The 16,136-nt window shown below is 72.7% G+C and carries 17 protein-coding genes; 10 read left to right on the top strand and 7 right to left on the bottom strand.

Annotated elements, in window-relative coordinates; all coding sequences use genetic code 11:
- Window positions 1-24: 24 nt before the first annotated feature.
- Both ACERMF_RS16635 and ACERMF_RS16630 read right to left on the bottom strand, forming a co-directional pair.
- Complete coding sequence (locus ACERMF_RS16635; RefSeq protein ID WP_373670270.1) at window positions 25-792, bottom strand: Mut7-C RNAse domain-containing protein; 768 nt, start codon at window positions 790-792, stop codon at window positions 25-27.
- Window positions 793-807: 15 nt separating this feature from the next.
- On the bottom strand, window positions 808-1,266 hold the full coding sequence (locus tag ACERMF_RS16630; protein WP_373670269.1) for a YbhB/YbcL family Raf kinase inhibitor-like protein: 459 nt from the start codon (window positions 1,264-1,266) through the stop codon (window positions 808-810).
- A 178-nt stretch (window positions 1,267-1,444) separates the two neighbouring features.
- On the opposite strand from ACERMF_RS16630, the gene ACERMF_RS16625 reads away from it, so the two are divergent.
- From ACERMF_RS16625 to ACERMF_RS16590, 8 genes are all read left to right on the top strand, one after another.
- On the top strand, window positions 1,445-2,665 hold the full coding sequence (locus ACERMF_RS16625; RefSeq protein WP_373670268.1) for an ROK family protein: 1,221 nt from the start codon (window positions 1,445-1,447) through the stop codon (window positions 2,663-2,665).
- Between the two features lie 118 nt (window positions 2,666-2,783).
- Window positions 2,784-3,875 carry a substrate-binding domain-containing protein gene (locus tag ACERMF_RS16620; protein ID WP_373670267.1) on the top strand — a complete coding sequence of 364 codons (1,092 nt, stop codon included), beginning with the start codon at window positions 2,784-2,786 and terminating at the stop codon, window positions 3,873-3,875.
- 95 nt (window positions 3,876-3,970) lie between these two features.
- On the top strand, window positions 3,971-5,536 hold the full coding sequence (locus ACERMF_RS16615; RefSeq protein WP_373670266.1) for a sugar ABC transporter ATP-binding protein: 1,566 nt from the start codon (window positions 3,971-3,973) through the stop codon (window positions 5,534-5,536).
- The gene (locus ACERMF_RS16610) at window positions 5,533-6,558 is read left to right on the top strand and encodes an ABC transporter permease (protein ID WP_373670265.1); all 1,026 of its coding nucleotides are present in this window, start codon (window positions 5,533-5,535) and stop codon (window positions 6,556-6,558) included. The genes ACERMF_RS16615 and ACERMF_RS16610 overlap by 4 nt, the downstream gene beginning before the upstream one ends.
- Window positions 6,555-7,568, top strand: a complete 1,014-nt coding sequence (locus tag ACERMF_RS16605) for an ABC transporter permease (RefSeq protein WP_373670264.1) — start codon at window positions 6,555-6,557, stop codon at window positions 7,566-7,568. Before ACERMF_RS16610 ends, ACERMF_RS16605 begins: the two co-directional genes overlap by 4 nt.
- Before the next feature lie 46 nt (window positions 7,569-7,614).
- Window positions 7,615-8,874 (top strand): Gfo/Idh/MocA family protein, encoded by a 1,260-nt coding sequence (locus ACERMF_RS16600; RefSeq protein ID WP_373670299.1) that lies wholly within the window; start codon window positions 7,615-7,617, stop codon window positions 8,872-8,874.
- Window positions 8,858-9,787, top strand: a complete 930-nt coding sequence (locus ACERMF_RS16595; protein ID WP_373670263.1) for an ROK family protein — start codon at window positions 8,858-8,860, stop codon at window positions 9,785-9,787. Before ACERMF_RS16600 ends, ACERMF_RS16595 begins: the two co-directional genes overlap by 17 nt.
- Window positions 9,784-10,158 (top strand): hypothetical protein, encoded by a 375-nt coding sequence (locus ACERMF_RS16590; protein ID WP_373670262.1) that lies wholly within the window; start codon window positions 9,784-9,786, stop codon window positions 10,156-10,158. The genes ACERMF_RS16595 and ACERMF_RS16590 overlap by 4 nt, the downstream gene beginning before the upstream one ends.
- 16 nt (window positions 10,159-10,174) lie before the next feature.
- On the opposite strand, the gene ACERMF_RS16585 is transcribed toward ACERMF_RS16590, so the two are convergent.
- On the bottom strand, window positions 10,175-10,894 hold the full coding sequence (locus tag ACERMF_RS16585) for a J domain-containing protein (protein WP_373670261.1): 720 nt from the start codon (window positions 10,892-10,894) through the stop codon (window positions 10,175-10,177).
- 75 nt (window positions 10,895-10,969) lie between these two features.
- Between ACERMF_RS16585 and ACERMF_RS16580 the strand changes: the two genes are divergently transcribed.
- A complete protein-coding gene (locus ACERMF_RS16580; RefSeq protein WP_373670260.1) occupies window positions 10,970-11,854 on the top strand; it encodes a hypothetical protein in 885 nt (294 codons plus the stop codon).
- A gap of 40 nt (window positions 11,855-11,894) precedes the next feature.
- Here ACERMF_RS16580 and ACERMF_RS16575 read toward each other — a convergent pair whose 3' ends face one another.
- Genes ACERMF_RS16575 through ACERMF_RS16560 form a run of 4 tightly spaced genes read right to left on the bottom strand, consistent with a single transcriptional unit; the run spans window position 11,895 to window position 14,775 of the window.
- Window positions 11,895-12,581 (bottom strand): hypothetical protein, encoded by a 687-nt coding sequence (locus ACERMF_RS16575; RefSeq protein WP_373670259.1) that lies wholly within the window; start codon window positions 12,579-12,581, stop codon window positions 11,895-11,897.
- Window positions 12,582-12,605: 24 nt separating this feature from the next.
- The gene (locus ACERMF_RS16570) at window positions 12,606-13,649 is read right to left on the bottom strand and encodes a histone deacetylase family protein (RefSeq protein ID WP_373670258.1); all 1,044 of its coding nucleotides are present in this window, start codon (window positions 13,647-13,649) and stop codon (window positions 12,606-12,608) included.
- Window positions 13,646-14,338, bottom strand: a complete 693-nt coding sequence (locus ACERMF_RS16565) for a hypothetical protein (RefSeq protein ID WP_373670257.1) — start codon at window positions 14,336-14,338, stop codon at window positions 13,646-13,648. The genes ACERMF_RS16570 and ACERMF_RS16565 overlap by 4 nt, the downstream gene beginning before the upstream one ends.
- Window positions 14,335-14,775 (bottom strand): phage holin family protein, encoded by a 441-nt coding sequence (locus tag ACERMF_RS16560; protein ID WP_373670256.1) that lies wholly within the window; start codon window positions 14,773-14,775, stop codon window positions 14,335-14,337. The genes ACERMF_RS16565 and ACERMF_RS16560 overlap by 4 nt, the downstream gene beginning before the upstream one ends.
- A gap of 207 nt (window positions 14,776-14,982) precedes the next feature.
- Here ACERMF_RS16560 and hrcA point away from each other — a divergent pair, with 207 nt between their 5' ends.
- The gene (gene hrcA / locus ACERMF_RS16555; RefSeq protein WP_373670255.1) at window positions 14,983-16,089 is read left to right on the top strand and encodes a heat-inducible transcriptional repressor HrcA; all 1,107 of its coding nucleotides are present in this window, start codon (window positions 14,983-14,985) and stop codon (window positions 16,087-16,089) included.
- The last annotated feature ends 47 nt before the right edge of the window (window positions 16,090-16,136 follow it).

Raw genomic sequence — 16,136 nt, 5'->3', positions numbered from 1 at the left:
GTTCGGTGGGGCGCAGTGTGGCAGCTATCGGGGGGCGGGTGGGAACCCGTCCGTGGGCCGACGGCCCTGGGCGCGGCAGGTCACGCGCTGCAGCGGGTCGTGGTGGGTGCCGGGCCAGTACACCTGGTCGCAGTCCTCGCAACGGCGGAACTCGTCCTGGCCCTCGCGTACGCGTGGCGGGAGTCGGTCGGCGACGGCGCCCTTGGTCACCTCGACCAGGGCGCCGTTGCACCGGATGCAGCGCGTGCCCGGAGCCAGCCGGGGTGCGAGGCGGTAACGCTCGGCGACCTCCAGCAACTGCAGCTCCGGGTCGTCCGACCGGGGGCAGTACCCGTGGACGACGGCACGGCGCATGAGCAGGCCGCGGTCGCGGCTGAGGAGGATGCGTCGTTGCGTCACGGCAACGACGGCGAGCTCGTCGTCGTCGGCGTCGTTGGACCACCAGGTGTCGAAGCCGAGCCAGCGCAGCCGGCGGGCGAGCGTGCCGAGATGGACGTCGAGGACGAAGCGGCGTGGATCCGGCGGTTCGGGGAACAGGTCGAGGCCACCCGCGGGCGGCAACGCGGTGAACGGGGGATAGACGGCAACTCGTTCGCCACCGTGGAGCAGGTGGTCGAAGCCGACGGCGACGCCGTCCACGACGAGCAGTCCCACCTCGACGTGGGGGACGCCGATCGACTCGACGACGTCCTTGACGGAGCGCGTCGAGCCGATCGGGACCTGTTGTTCGGGCTCGCCGGCCAGTGCGAGCAGGGTGGCATAGCAGCGGACCACCACCCGGCCGACGTGCACGGCAGCCTCACTGCGCTAGTTCTCGTAGACGCCGACGACCCGGTTCTGTTCGATGATCGCATCGCCGTAGGCGTCGAGGAATTCACGACGGCTCGGCGCACCATCGACGCGGCGCGAGAGCGCGTACACCCAGAAGTAGTAGTGGTGCGGCCCGTGGCCCGCCGGGGGCTGCGGGCCGCCGTACCCCGGGGCGCCGAAGTCGTTGGTCCCGGGCCGGAACCGGTCGTCGGCTCCCGGCGCCAGCTCGCCGGTGTCGGCGGGGATGCCGTACAGCACCCAGTGCGTGAAGCCGTCGGGCAGCGGCGCGTCGGGGTCGTGGCAGATCACGGCGAGCTCGACCGTGCCCTCGGGCACACCGTCGATGCGCAACGCCGGCTGTTCGTTGCCCCCGTCGTTGGCGTGTCGGTCCGCGAGTCGGCCCAGGTGGTCGAACTCGGGGCTCGAGATGGCGAGGTCCTGGATGTTGAGTCCCACGGGCGCTCCTTCTCGGCGGGGAGGGTCGTCCTCGTTCGCCACCACGGTAGACGCCGCAGGCGATCAGCGGACGGCCGCGCCGGGACGGACGGAGGCCGGTCCGGCACGAACATCGTCCGTCGGCCTGTCGAACTTTGTTTTGTTGACAGGCACAAGATCGACGTGATTGTCTGTGCGCATGGGAGAAGTGGTCGCGTTGCCGGACGGGGTGCAGGCGGGTTCGCCGGGCCACCTGCTGACGCTGTTGCGCGCCGGTTCAGCCTCGACACGTCCCCAGCTCGCAGCCATTACCGGTCTGGCGCGCAGCACGGTCGCCCAGCGCGTCGATGCGCTGCTCGCCACCGGCCTGGTCATCGAGGACGGGGCCACGGCTTCGACGGGTGGGCGGCCCGCCACCCGCCTGCGCTTCCGGCCCGACGCAGGGCTGGTCCTGGTGGGAGACCTCGGGGCGACCCACGCGCGGGTCGGGGTCACCGACCTCGCCGGCGCCGTCCTGGCTGAGGTGGCCGAGGACGTCGACATCGCCGCCGGCCCGGGCGCGGTGCTCGACTGGCTCGGCGCGCACTTCGCCGACCTGTTGTCCTCGATCGGACGCTCCGCCGACGAGGTCCGCGGTGTGGGGATCGGCGTGCCCGGGCCGGTGGAACACGACTCCGGACGTCCGGTCTCGCCGCCGATCATGCCGGGCTGGGACGCCTATCCCATCCCCGAGCACTTCGCGGAGCGGTTCCCCGGTGCGCCGGTGCTGGTGGACAACGACGTCAACATCATGGCCCTCGGTGAGTACTGGACCTCGTTCCGCCGCTCGGTCGACGACCTGCTGTTCATCAAGGTCGGGACGGGTATCGGCTGCGGGATCGTCGCGTCGGGGCGCATCCACCGCGGTGCGCAGGGAGCCGCCGGCGACCTCGGGCACGTGCAGGTACCGGGCTACGAGGACGCGGTCTGCCGTTGCGGCAACGTCGCCTGCGTCGAGGCGATCGCGGGTGGGCAGGCATTGGCCGACCGATTGCGCGCCGCCGGCCACGACACGCGAAACGCACGCGCCGTCGTCGAGCTGGTCGCCGCCGGCGACCGCGACGCCATCCGGATGGTCCGCGACGCGGGCCGGACCTTGGGCCACGTGCTGGCGGCCGCGGTGAACTTCTTCAACCCGGCGGTCATCGTCATCGGTGGCGACGTCGCGAACGCCCACGAGCCGCTGCTCGCCGGCATCCGCGAGGTCGTCTACCAGCGCTCGCTGCCCCTGGCCACGCGCCACCTGCGGGTCGTGCACTCGCAGCTCGGCGACGGCGCCGGCATCCGTGGCGCCAGCGCGATGGTGGTCGAACACCTGCTCGCGCCCGCCACGGTGGACGAACTCGTGACCACGGCCGCGGCGGACCGCGCCGCGAACTGACCCGTGCGGCTGCGGCCGCCGACCAAGCGTTCGGGCATCCGCCCGGCAGGCCGCCCCCGGGCGGCGGGACATCACAGGGAGGGAACGGATGCGCTTCACGCGTTCGAAGAGGAAGGGAGTGGTCGCGCTCGCGGCCCTGTTCGCGCTCGTGCTGACGGGCTGCGGGGGCGGTGGCGACCAGACGGACGGCGAACCGACCGCCGGAGACGACACCGAGGATCCGGGGACGACGGACGGCGACGCCGGTGAAGGCGGCGACGCCGGCCCGTTCACGATCGGCGTCTCCAACGGATTCACCGGATCGGAGTGGCGGACCCAGATGCTGGCCAACATCGAGGCCGCGTTCGAGGAGTACGAGGAGCAGGGCCTCGTCGACGAGTTGATCATCGAGTCCGCCGACGTGGACGTCGACGGGCAGATCCAGCAGATCCGCAACCTGGTCAACGCGGGCGTCGACGCCATCATCATCAACCCGAACTCGCCGGATGCCCTCAATGCCGCCTTCGACGAGGCGGCCGAGGCCGGGGTCAGGATCTACGCGATCGACCAGGCCGTCACGGCCGAGAGTGTCACCAACGTCGTCATCGACCAGAACGAGTGGGCCAAGATCTCGGCGCGCTGGCTCGCGGAGCAGGTCGGCGAGGGCGGTCGGGTCGTCGGGGTCAACGGCATCGCCGGCCACCCGGCCAACGAGGCGCGCTGGAGCGGTGCGACCGAGGTGCTCGAGGAGGCCGGGGTCGAGATCGTGACCCAGGCCAACGCGAACTGGAGCCAGAGCGAAGGGGCGACCGTGATGGCCGACCTGCTCGCGCAGTACGGCGACGACATCGACGGCGTCTGGGCGCAGGACGGTGTGGCCGAGGGTGTCCTGCGGGCGCTCGTCGACGCGGACCGCCTCGACCTGGTCACCACCGGTGAGGCGCGTGCCGGCTACATGCGCCTCTGGCAGGAACACGACGTCGACACCATCGGCGTCGTGAACCCGCCCGGCGTCGGCGTGACCGCGTTGCGCATCGCCATGCGGGAGCTGCAGGGCGGCCAGCTCGACGAGAGCCAGCTGACCGACGGCAACACCATCCTGCTGCCGATGCCCGACAGCGTCACCAACGCCGAACTCGAGGAGTGGCTCGCCGAGGTCGAGGACCAGCCGGACGGCTACTCCGTCGACGTCATGCTGTCCGACGACGAGGTCGCGACCTACTTCCAGTAGGCCCGGCGGCGTCCATCCGCCATCCCGTCCCAACCCCCCGTGGGGGCCGCGGTGTCCAACGCGGCCCCCACGGACCACCACGAGCAGGTGGCCCGGTGTCCTTCCTCGAACTGCGCGACGTGCACAAACGCTACGGCGGTGTGCTCGCGCTGCGTGGTGCCGAGCTCGCCGCCGACCGCGGCGAGGTGCATGCGCTGCTGGGCGCGAACGGTTCCGGGAAGAGCACGCTCAACAAGGTCCTCACCGGTGTCGTGGCCCCCGACCGCGCCACCATCTCCCTCGACGGCGAACCGCTGCGGATCGCCGGCCCCCAGGAGGCGTACGCCCACGGCATCGTGGCGGTCTACCAGGAGCTGAGCCTGGTCCCCGATCTCACCGTCGCGGCCAACGTCGCGCTCGGCGCCGAAGCGACCCGGGCCGGTTTCCTGCGCCCGCGGGCGGTGCGTCAGCGGGCGCTGGGGGTGCTCGACCGCTTTCGCGACGCGTTCGTCGACGGACGCCTGCCGCTGGACCGTCCCGTCCGGGTGCTCTCGCCCGGCGAGCAGCAGATCGTCGAGATCGCCAAGGCACTGGCCCGAGGGCCGCGCGTGCTCATCCTCGACGAGGCGACGGCGTCGCTGTACCGGGCCCAGGTCGACGTCCTGTTCGAGGTGGTGCGGGAACTGCGCGACGACGGGGTCCTGGTCGTGTTCACCTCGCACCGCATGGGCGAGATCTTCGAGATCTGCGACCGTGCCACGGTGCTGCGCAACGGCGTGACCGCCGGCAGCGTCGAGCTGGCCACGACCACCGACGCGCAGCTGGTCGAGCTCATGGTGGGCAGCGCCCAGGGCGCGGTCGAGCAGGTCAGGGACCGCGCGGGGACCGACGGTCCGACGACCCGTGAGGTCGGCGCGCGACCGGTCGTGCTGGCCGTCGACGAGCTGCAGACGGCCGGACTGCACGGCGTCTCCCTCGAACTGCACGCCGGCGAGGTGCTCGGCCTGGGGGGCCTGCAGGGCCAGGGACAGTCGGAGCTCCTCGCCGCTCTCTTCGGCGCCGTCCGCCACCGCGGCGGGCACATCCGCCTCGACGGCGACCCGCTGCGTCTCCATCGACCGGCGCAAGCCGTCCGAGCCGGCATCGCATTCGTCCCGGGCAACCGCGGCCGCGAGGGCCTGTTCAGCGTGCGGTCGATCGCGGAGAACCTCACCCTGCCGACCGCCCGCACCCGAGCGCTGGGTCGTGGTCTGCTCTCGCCGCGACGCGAGCGCGCGGCGGCCGCGGGCGCGGTCGAACGCCTGCGTATCAAGATCGGATCCCTCGACGATCCCGTCGCGACCCTCTCGGGCGGGAACCAGCAGAAGGTCGTCGTCGGCAAGTGGCTCGTCGATCAGCCGAGGGTCGTGCTGCTCGACGACCCGACCAAGGGCATCGACGTCGGCGCGAAGCAGGAGCTCTACGAAGTCATCGCGACCCTGACGACGCAGGGGGTCAGCGTGCTGCTCAACTCGAGCGACGACGAGGAACTGCTCGGGCTCAGTGACCGGGTGCTGGTGCTGTTCGAGGGCCGGGTGGTCGCCGAGCTGCCGCGAGAGGAGCTCACCCGGGACCGCCTGGTGACGGCCTCGCTGCACGTGGCTCCGGCAGCGATGACCTCGGACGGGCAGGAGCGCCGATGAGCGAGCCGTCCGCGACCCCGACGACCCGCAGCGAGCCGCCGCACCGAGCGCTTCCGGCGCGAGGCGTCGAGTGGTTGCTGCAGGGCCGCCTGCCCACGGCGACCGCGTTCGTGCTGCTGGCGATCACGCTGGGCGTGAACCTCGTGGTCAGCCCCAACTTCCTCACCGCGTTCAACCTGCGGTCGGTGTTCGCGAGCGCCGTGCCGTTGGCTGCGGTCGCCGTCGGACAGACCATCATCGTCCTCGGTCGTGGCATCGACCTGTCCATCGGCACGGTCGTCGGGCTGTCCAGCGTCGTCACGGTCTCGCTCGTCGAGCCGATCGGGCTCCCCGGCGCCCTGCTCGCCGGTCTCGCCGTCGGCGCCGCGTGCGGGCTCGTCAACGGGATCCTGGTGGCGGTGGTGCGGCTCCAACCCATCATCGCCACCTTCGCCACCAGCTTCGTCTGGGCGGGCCTGGCCCTGTATGTCCTCCCGCCGTCCGCGGCGTCCGGCGTCGCGGCTCCGCGGATGCCCGAAGGCGTCGTGCGCGGCTATCGCGGCGACGTGCTCGGCGTTCCCAACGCCGCCCTGTTGATCCTCGCGCTCGCGCTCCTCTGGATCGTGCTCAAGCGCACCCGGCTGATGCGCCACATCTACGCCGTCGGCGGCGACGAGCAGGCCGCCTACGCCAGCGGGGTCGAGGTGGTGCGCACGCAGGTCGCGACGTACGTCCTCGGTGGGCTCTTCGCCGGCCTGGCGGCGTTCGCGACCCTGGCCAACAGCGGCTCGGGTGACGCGCTGGCCGGTGGGGGCCTCACCCTCGCCTCGGTCGCGGCGCTGGTCATCGGTGGCACGCGGCTCTCCGGGGGAGCGGGCGGGGCGGGCGGCTCGCTGGTCGGGGTCCTCGTCCTGCAGTTGCTCAACACCATCGTCGTCTCCCTGCGCCCGCCGACGAACGCGCGCCAGTTGATCGACGGTCTGCTCGTGATCGGTGCACTCGCGCTGGCCGGGTTGTGGTCCGAGCGGAGGAGGGGCCGATGAGCACCGACCTGCGCCCGCCAGACACCAGCGACCGTGACGGCGGCGCCCAGCGTGGGCAGCCACTGCTGCGCATCCTGCGCCAACCGGTCGTGCTCGCCGCCGGCGTCGCCGTGCTGTTGTTCGTCGTCGGCCAACTCGTCGCCCCCGGCTTCGCCTCGTACGGGTCGGTGATGAACACCCTGCGCGTCGCGGCGTTCCTCGGCGTCATCGCGGCTGGCCAGACCATCGTGATCCTCGCCGGCGGGGAGGGCATCGACCTGTCGGTCGGCAAGGTGGCCACCCTCGCTGCGATCGTGGTCGCCCAGGTCACCGGCGGCAGCGACGAGCGGTTGTGGTTCGGCATCGTGGCCGCGCTGGTGGCGTGCGCCGTGATCGGCATGCTCAACGGCATCGGCGTCGCCTACCTGCGGATCCCGCCGCTGGTGATGACCCTCGGCATGATCGGCGTCGTCGAAGGCGTCATCCGGCTGTACTCGGGGGGACAACCGGAGGGTCGCGCGGCACCCGGACTGGCGGGGATCGTCAACGCGCGCACGTTCGGTGGGATCCGTGGCTCGGTGTGGCTGTGGCTCGCCGTCGGCGTGCTGGTCGTCGTGCTCCTGCGGCGCACGACCTTCGGGCGGCGGATCTACGCCCTGGGCGCCAACCGCGACGCCGCGTACTTCTCCGCGGTGAACGTGCGTCCCAACCTCGTCGCCGTCTACACGACGTCGAGCCTGTTCGCCGCCGTGGGCGGCATCATGCTGCTGGGCTACAGCGGCACGGTGTCCATCAGCCTCGCCGACGGCTACATGCTCCCGAGCATCGCGGCCGTGGTGATCGGCGGCACCACCCTGGCCGGCGGTGTCGGCGGCTACGCGGGCACCGCGATCGGCGCGGTCGTCCTGCAGACGCTCAACAGCCTGCTGACCGCCCTGCGCATGGAGCCCGCGGGTCGACAGGTCGTCAACGGCGTCATTCTGATCGTCCTGCTCTCGCTCTACGGCCGGCAACGCCGGCTGCGCTCGTGACAGCATCCGGCGAGCCCCTGCGCCGCCAACGTCTCCTCGGAGGTCCATCGTGACGAACTTGGGTGTCGGCATCGTCGGCAGCGGATTCATCGGCAACTTCCACGTCCAGAGCTGGGTCGGGGTCCGCGGCGCGGACATCGTCGCGATCCAGAGCCGCAACGCCGACACGGCACGGGCACTGGCGGACCGCTGCCGTGCACTCGACGTCGGTGATCCCACCACGACCGACGACGTGCGGGAACTCGTCCGCGACCCGCGCGTGCAGGCGATCTGGATGACCGCACCCAACCACGTGCGTGTCGAGATGGTCGAGGCGATCTGCGAGGAGGTCGCGGCCGGCCGGGCCGAGTTGATCGGCATGGCGATCGAGAAGCCGCTCGCGCGCACCTACGCCGAGGCCAAGCGGGTGGTCGACGCCCTCGAGGGGGCAGGCATCCTCGGCGGCTACCTCGAGAACCAGGTGTTCGCGCCCGGTCTCACCCGGGCCCAGGAGATCGTCTGGGCCCGCGGCGCCTCGGTCGCCGGTGCGCCCTACCTGGCCCGCAGCGCCGAGGAGCACTCCGGCCCGCACCGCGGCTGGTTCTGGGACGGCCGGCACCAGGGCGGCGGGGTGCTGTCCGACATGATGTGCCACTCGATCGAGGCGGGTCGCCACCTGCTGAGCCCGCCGGGGACGCCGAAGGCGGACTGGCTCAAGCCGATCGCCGTCAGCGCCAGCATCGCCGGGCTCAAGTGGAGCCGCCCGCGTTATGCCGACGAGTTGGCGCAGCGCTATCCCGGCGAGGTCGACTACCGCCGCCACCCGGCTGAGGACTACGCCCGCGCGACGGTCACCTTCGAGAACGGCGACGGGGACCTGGTGATCGCCGAGGCGAGCACCTCGTGGAGCTTCGTGGGCGCCGGTCTGCGGCTGTCGTTCGAGATGCTCGGCCCGGAGTACTCGATGGCGCTCAACACCCTCGACACCCCGGCGAAGATCTTCCTCTCGCGCGCCCTGCAGGGCGAAGAGGGGGAGGATCTCGTCGAGAAGCAGAACGCCGAACAGGGCCTGATGCCGTTGATCGAGGACGAGGCGCTCACGTACGGCTACACCGACGAGAACCGGCACATGGTGCAGGCGTTCAGGCGGGGCGAGCTGCCCCGCGAGAGCGTCAGGGACGGCCTCGTGGTGACCGAACTCCTGATGGCGTCGTACCTGTCGGCCGAGCTGGGCGAGACCGTGGACCTCACGAAGGCGGACGTGACCGACTTCGTGCCCCGCGTGGCGCAGGGGACCTGGGACCCGCGCAGTGTCCCGTCACGCTGAGGTCGCCGTCGTCGGGGTCGACCTCGGCGGCACCAGCGTGCGCGTCGGCCTGGTCGCCCACGACGGCAGGCTGCTCGCCCGCACGAAGGCCGCGACCGACGCCACGAGTGCGGACGCCGCCCTGGCGCAGATCGCCCAACTGGTCGAGGCGGTCGCCGGTGACCGATGGCCGGGCATCGCCGGGATCGGGGTCGGCATCCCGGCGGCGGTGACGCCCACGTCGGGACGTGCCGCCCTGGCACCCAACATCCCGGGGCTGGCCGGTCGCGACGTCGCGGCGGAGCTCGCGCAAGCGCTGGGCCGGCCGGTCGTCGTGGACAACGACGTCGCGCTCGCCCTCGTGGGCGAGCGGTGGCAGGGCGCCGCGCGCGGCGTCGACGACGTCGTGCTGTTGTCGCTGGGCACCGGAGCGGGCGCGGGAATCGTCAGCGGAGGCCGGCTGCTCCGTGGCGTCTCGGGGGCGGCCGGTGAGATCGCCGATCTGCCCCTGCCGGGTCCCGCGGCCGGCCGTGACGGTGCCTGGTTCGAGGCGGCCGTCGGCACCGCAGGGCTGCGTGCACGGGCCGCGACCGTGGGGGCGTGGGACGGGGCCGAAGTGTTGTGCGACGCCGTCCGTGACGGCGACCCGCTCGCGTCGGAGACGCTCGACCGATGGGCCGCCGACGTCGCCATCGGCGCGATGGCTCTGGTCGCCGTGCTCGATCCTGCACTGCTGGTGCTCGGCGGTGGCATCGGCTCGCGGCTGGAGGTGCTCGACGCCGTGACACGGGCACTGGACGGCTTGACCTCGCGGGCGCCGCGCATCGTCACCGCCGCTCTCGGTGACTGGGCTGGTGTCCTCGGCGCGGCCGCCCAGGCCATATCCTCGGCGCCGGCCGTCGGCGAGGTGACGGTCCGACAGGAGCCCGCGTGACCACCCAGGTCGAATCCCCCCAGCGTCGGTCGACGGCCGAGCGGGTCGCGCGTGCCGTGCTGCGGGTGGACAACGCCGAACCGCGGGCGCTCATGCCGATGAAGGGCTCGCTGGTCATCTCGGCCGTCCGGTGTGTGATCACCTACGCCGTCATCCCCGCCATGGCGCCCATCATCAGCGGCATCGGCATCCTGGCGACACCGCTGTCGTTGCTGCTGTCCGCTGTCGCCGGCGTGATGGCGATCGTGAGCCTCCGCCGGGTGTGGCAGGCCGACTGGAGCGGCCGGTGGGGCTACACCGTGTTCGCCGTGATCGTGCTCGTCCTGCTCGCGGTCGTGATGGCCTTCGACGTCGGCCGACTGCTCGCCTGAGAGCCGCGCCGGCGCGTCAGGCGCCGCCCGCCGTCCGCGTCCACGCCTCCAGCGGCCACGCGAGCGCGTCCAGCAGCGCTTCGAGGCGCTCCACCGACCGCACCGCCGTCGCTCGCCGATCCTCGCTGGGTTCGAGCTCGCTGCGCAGCCCCGTGGAACTCGAGGTGCGCGTCCGCTGCCACACGCCGGCCAGCCGGGCGCCGTCCAACGCCTTGCGTGCCTTGCGGGTGGAACCGCGGACCTCGACGACCACGACCTCGCGTCCCCGGTCGTCCAGGCCGCCGGCGATACGCAGATGCGCCGTGAGATCGCTGGCGAGCATCCGTGCCAGGCCGTTGGCCCGCGACCCCGGAGCCCGGCTGGTCGCGTGCAGGGGCCGGACCGGCCCGGTGTGGTCGCCGACGAGCCAGACGGCGACCTCGTTCCGGTCGAGGCGCCGCTCGCCCGTGCCGGGCTCGGCCCGCCAGTCGATGCTGCCCAGGTCCGCTCGGGTCGGGTCGCGGTAGCCGGCGTGCGGACGGGACGGGCGGCCGGGAACGATGGCCGGGATGTCGTCGCCGTCGTCGACCAGGCGCTCGTAGGCCTGCTGCAACCGGTGGAAGGTCGCGGTGTCGCCACCACGGTCGGGGTGGTGCTCCCTGGCGAGCCGGCGGTACGCCCGCTTGATGGCGTCACCGTCGGCCGTCGCCTGCAGCTGCAACAGCCGCAACGCCTCGGTGCGGGTGGGACGGCTCACGGGGGTCCTGGCTGGCCGGGGGACGGGCGGAGGGTACGGCTAGCGTGCCGGCCAGGTTCGATCCGGGAGTGGGAGATGGACGACGTGACGACGGCTCTGGGAATCACCGACGACCAGGCGGCCGCCGCCCACCGCGCCTGGGCACGACTCGAGGTCGTGCACGCCGTCGTGTACTTCTCGCCGATCGTCGCCGACGCCCAGGCGCGGGTCGGTCTCGAACCCGGGCTGATGTCGTACGCCGCGGCGCGGATCGGGCCCTCGGGCGCCGTCGGACCCGAGTTGGCCGCGGCCGCCTTCTACGGTTTCTCGCCCCGGGCGCTCGCTGAGGTGCTGCCGGCCGCATGGGACTGGGCGCGGCCGGACGAGGTCGTGCACGCCACGCGCGACGCCGTCGGGCGGACGCTCGCGCCGTTCTGCGACGGCCTGGAGACCGAGGTCCGTCGGGCTGCCGAGCTGGCGCGCCAGGTCGCCGAACTGCATCCGACGGCCGGTCGGCCCATGGCGGCCGCGCGCGCCACCGTGCCCTGGCCCGACGAGCCGCATCTTGTGCTGTGGGAGGCCGCGACCCGGGTCCGCGAGTCACGCGGCGACGGCCACGTCGCATGCCTGGTCACCGCCGCCATCGACGGCATCGAGTCGCACCTGCTGCCCCGGGGGGACGGCGAGAAGTTGCGACACATCCTCTCACCGCGACGCGGCTGGACCGATCCGGAGTGGGACGCCGCGGTGCGACGGTTGGCCGACCGTGGCCTGCTCGACGGGGATGGCCGGCCCACCGAACACGGCCGCGACCTGCACGCTCAGATCGAGCGGCGCACGGACGCGCTGGCCACGCCGCCGTGGCTGGCGTTGGGCGCCGCGATGACGGCCCCGTTGGAGGCGGCGCTCGCGCCGCTGGTCGACCGCCTGCTCGACAGCGGGATGCTGCCCGGCGTCGTGACCAGGCGTGTCGTCCGCTGAACCGTTCCCCGCTCGTGTGGTGTCGTTCGACGGCACGTGGTCAGGCGAGGAGGTGGTCCGCCAACTCCGTCAGCGTCGCGGCGACGACCGCGGGGTCGACGAGCGGCAGGAAGTGGTTGTCGTCGGCCAGGCGACGCAACGGCCAGCCGCGGTCCTCTGCGAACCGGGCGGTCGGTTCGTAGCTGCCACTGAAGAGGACGACTGCACCCGGCGCGTCGGGCCAGTCGGGCGTGAGCGGCAGGGGCTCCGTCCAGTACCCGGCCGGTGCCGGTTGCAGACCCTGGATCAGCCGCGCCCGCCGCCCGGGGTCGGGCACCAGCGGCGCCAGCTGCGCGTCGGCCCAGTCCGGAAACCGGCCGCCGGAGGCGAAGATCTGCTCGAGCTGCGCGGCCAACGCCGGTACCTCCTCGCGCAGTTGCTGCAACCGGCTCGTCGGCGCCACGGCAGGGACGCCGGCGTCGGCCAGGACGTAGGCGGCCGCCGGGGCGTCCTGCGCACGCAGCCTCCGGCCGATGGCGGCGACCAGCCCGCCCGCGCCGCTGTGCGCGACCACGACCGGTCGGCAGCGGGCGGGCAGCGGGCACGACGTCGCGTCCTCGACGTGCCGAACCGCGAACGGCGGCTGGTCGCCCATGCGCAGGGCCGGGACCACGACCTCGTCACCTGCGGCGCGCAGCAGCGCCGCGACCGGCTCCCAGGTGTCGGGCCCCACGATGGGGCTGTGCACCAGCAGCCAGCACCGTCGCACGGCTCAGCCGCCGAGTGGCGCCAGCAGTGCAGCGGCGCTGGGGCCGAGCCGGTCGATGGCGTAGCCGCCCTCCTGCAGCACGACGGTGGGCAGGCCGAGCGCCGCCAGCGCCGCGCCGATGCGGGGATAGGCCGCGGCGGTCAGCGCCAGGGACCCGATCGGGTCCTCGGCCGTGGTGTCGAGTCCGAGCGAGACCACCAGCGTCGTCGGTTCGAACGCGGTGATCGCCTCGAGCGCGACGTCGAGCGCGTCGAGGTAGGCGTCGTCACCGGTGCCCTCGCCCAGCGGGAGGTTGTGTGTGGTTCCCCGTCCCGACCCCTCGCCGACCTCCTCGGCGAAGCCGGTGAAGAACGGATACAGGTGGTCGGGATCGCCGTGCAGTGACACGTACTGGACCGACGGGTCGCGCCAGAAGATGTCCTGCGTGCCGTTGCCGTGGTGGACGTCGAGATCGAGAACGGTGACCCGGCCGCCCCGGGTCAGCCACCTGGCCGCGACGGCCGCGTGGTTGAACACGCAGAACCCGCCGAAGTAGTCGGCGCCGGCATGGTGCCCCGGCGGGCGGGTCAGCCCGTACACCGCCGGCGCGCCCTCGGCGACCATCGCCGCCGCGCTGAGGGCGATGTCCACGGCTGCGCGGGCGGCGTCGTAGGAGCCGGCGACCAGCGGTGTTGCGGTGTCGAAGCACCACCATCCGAGCTGCGCGTACGGCGAGGCGGATCGACGTCCGCCACCGCCCATGCGGGGGTGGCGGAAGGTGTCGGCGATCATCACCTCGGGACCACCGGCCTCCCGCCACGCGGCGTACCCCTTGTGCAGGAACGCGACCAGGTCCGGGTCGTGGACCTCGAGCAGCGGGGCGTCGTCGAAGGCGCGCGGTGCGACGACGGGGTGGCCGGCTTCGGCGAGCGCGGTCCGGATCGCATCCAGCCGTGCGGGCCGCTCCCAGACCGGTGCGACAGGCTGGCCGGCATTGAGCTCGAACGGCGGGTCGTGACGCCGGTGACGGTCGTCGGCGACGACCGGGACGGGTCCCTCCGGGGTCACGGTGCGGGTGGCCGGTTGCCGAAGAGGTCGTCGGTGTTCGAGGTCGGTGCCGTCGACGGCATCGGCGAGGTCACCTCGGGCGACGGCGGCACCCCGGGCGCGGGAGGTTCGACCGGAGCCGTCGGCGCGGGCGGCGGGCCCCAGATGTCGGCTTCCCCGTCGCGGTCGCGCACCTGCGTCCAGATGGCGAACGCGGCCGAGGCGAGCAACGCGAGGATGGCGAGTGTGCGTCCGGTGTGGCCGCCCCCGTCGTCGACCTCGATCACCCGCGGCCGAATCGGTGGGGACACCTCGGCGACCGCGGCGGGCAGGTGCCGGGCGATGGCGCGGGCGACCTTGTCGGCCTCCTCCTCGAACGCCTTCTTCTCCTTGCGCTGCTGCCGCAGGGTGGCCACGGTGCCGAGCAGCGCCAGCCCACCGACCACGGCGCCGCCGACGGCCCGCGCCTGGCCGAGCACCGTGTCGCGTGGCGGGATCCGGGCCTCGAGCGTGGCGATGTCGCGGTCCATGCGGGCGCGCAGGTCGCGGACCTGCTGTGCGGCCTGGTCGGCGTCCTCGGCCGGCGGCAGCTTGGCCCGCTCGTTCACGCGCTTCGCCTCGGACTTGGCGGCCTCGAACTCGTGCTGGGCCTTGGCGACGCCCTCCTTCACCTGCTGCTTCACGCGCTGTGCGGCGTCTCCGGCACTCATGGCTGCACCCGCTTCTTCGCCCACGCCACGGTTTCCTCCACGGACGCCTTGGTGCGATCCGGCGAACTCGACGGCTTCGTCAACTTGCGCTTGCCGATCATGGCCAGGATCGCCGCGATCAGGATGTAGACGGCGGTGACGATCAGCCAGGCGGCCCACTCGGGCAGGACCAGATCGAGCGCCTTCGCCCCCGTCACGCCGACGAAGCCGAGGATGAACAGCCCCACCACGCCGGCGCCGGCGAACATCGCGACCGCGGTGACCCGAGCCACGAGGATCTCGGAGATCTCGAGCTTGGCGAGCTCGATCTCCTTGCGCAGCAGTTCCTGCGCGTTCGCCGTCAGGGACTTGACGACCTCACCCGTCGGCCGAGGATCGCGCTCCTGCGGCGGGATCGCCGGCGGGGGGTTGCCGCTGGCGGCGTAGTCGTGGGACACGCTGGATCTCCTCGTGCGTTCTCCTCGAACCCTAGGTCACGCCCGCCGCTCGCACGCGGATCGACCCCCAACGCTCGTCCGGTGGGCGTGGTGGCCCGAGCGGGGGAGCGGTCGACCGCGATCCCGGGTCTGGCACCCTCGGTCGGCGACTGCCAGCGGGCTACCCTCGAGGTCTGACGCGGCCGACGGACCCGAGGAGGTGGACCGATGCGTGATCAACACGTCGAACCGCTGCGGATCCAGGTCCAGGTGCCCGGACGCGCCGAGGCCGACGCGGCGCCGGACACGGCACCGCCCCTGGACGAGCGCAAGCTCGCGATCCTGCGCGCCATCGTCACCGAGTACGTCTCCAGCGGGGAGCCCGTCGGCTCCAAGCGGGTCGTCGAGGCGGCGCACCTGTCGGTGTCCGCTGCGACGGTGCGCAACGAGATGGCCGCGCTCGAGGAGCTCGGCTACATCCGCCAACCCCACACCTCGGCGGGCCGCGTGCCCACCGACCGCGGGTACCGCCGGTTCGTCGACGACCTCGCGGACCGTTCGGACCTCGACGACCAGCGACGTGAGCTGATCGGTGAACTGCTCGGCTCGGCGCGTGACGTCGAGGAGCTGCTCGCGCGCACCACGTCGGTGCTCTCGCAGCTCACCCGGCTGGTGTCGCTCGTGATCGCACCCGCCCTCGACGCGTCGCGTCTCAAGTTGGTCGAGCTGGTCGGCCTCGGTCCGAGCTCGGCCCTGTTGCTGCTGGTCGGGGACACCGGCCGGGTCGAGAAGCGCTCGGTCGAGGTGCCGCCCGGGACGACCGAGGCCGACCTCGACCGTGTCCGCGCCGTGCTGGGCGAGCAGGTCCGCGGCCGCCGCCTCGCTGACGTACACGCCGTGCTCGCCGCCATCAGCGAGGACGCGCCTCCCGACCTGCGCGAGGTCATGCGGGCGCTCGCCGATGCCACCGCGGACGATCTCGCCGACGACACCGTGCACCACGTCTTCGTCGGCGGCCAGGCCTCGCTCGCCGGCGAGGAGGCGTTCGAACGCGACCAGCTGTCGCGGGTCCTCCAACTGCTCGAGGAACGTGCCACGCTGGCACGGTTGTTGCACCAGAGCACCGAGAACGACCAGCCGACCGTCCGGATCGGCGGCGAGAACGAGGTCGAGGACCTGCGTTCGACGTCGCTGGTGGCGCAGCGCTACCGCCTCGTGACGGCTGGATCCCTGGGCGTGCTCGGCCCGACGCGTATGGACTATGCGAGCGTGCTGGCCACCGTCCGCGCCGTCGCGGACCAGCTCCAGGCGTCCCTGACCGACCTGTCGCAGTGACGCCCGCGGTGCCCTCGGGCGCCGCAGCCACCCTTTTTCCGCTTCTT

Origin of the sequence: Egicoccus sp. AB-alg6-2 (genome assembly GCF_041821025.1) — a bacterium.
In the GTDB taxonomy this organism is placed as follows: Bacteria; Actinomycetota; Nitriliruptoria; order Nitriliruptorales; family Nitriliruptoraceae; genus Egicoccus.
Note: the sequence above shows the minus strand (reverse complement) of the source record. Positions and strands in the feature narration are given on the sequence as shown.

What these genes read in the sequence shown, in the direction of transcription:
- ACERMF_RS16610 (WP_373670265.1), top strand. Translation starts at nt 5,533, where the DNA reads ATGAGCGAGCCGTCCGCGACCCCGACGACCCGCAGCGAGCCGCCGCAC.
- ACERMF_RS16605 (WP_373670264.1), top strand. Translation starts at nt 6,555, where the DNA reads ATGAGCACCGACCTGCGCCCGCCAGACACCAGCGACCGTGACGGCGGC.
- ACERMF_RS16565 (WP_373670257.1), bottom strand. Translation starts at nt 14,338, where the DNA reads ATGAGTGCCGGAGACGCCGCACAGCGCGTGAAGCAGCAGGTGAAGGAG.
- ACERMF_RS16580 (WP_373670260.1), top strand. Translation starts at nt 10,970, where the DNA reads ATGGACGACGTGACGACGGCTCTGGGAATCACCGACGACCAGGCGGCC.
- ACERMF_RS16625 (WP_373670268.1), top strand. Translation starts at nt 1,445, where the DNA reads ATGGGAGAAGTGGTCGCGTTGCCGGACGGGGTGCAGGCGGGTTCGCCG.
- hrcA (WP_373670255.1), top strand. Translation starts at nt 14,983, where the DNA reads ATGCGTGATCAACACGTCGAACCGCTGCGGATCCAGGTCCAGGTGCCC.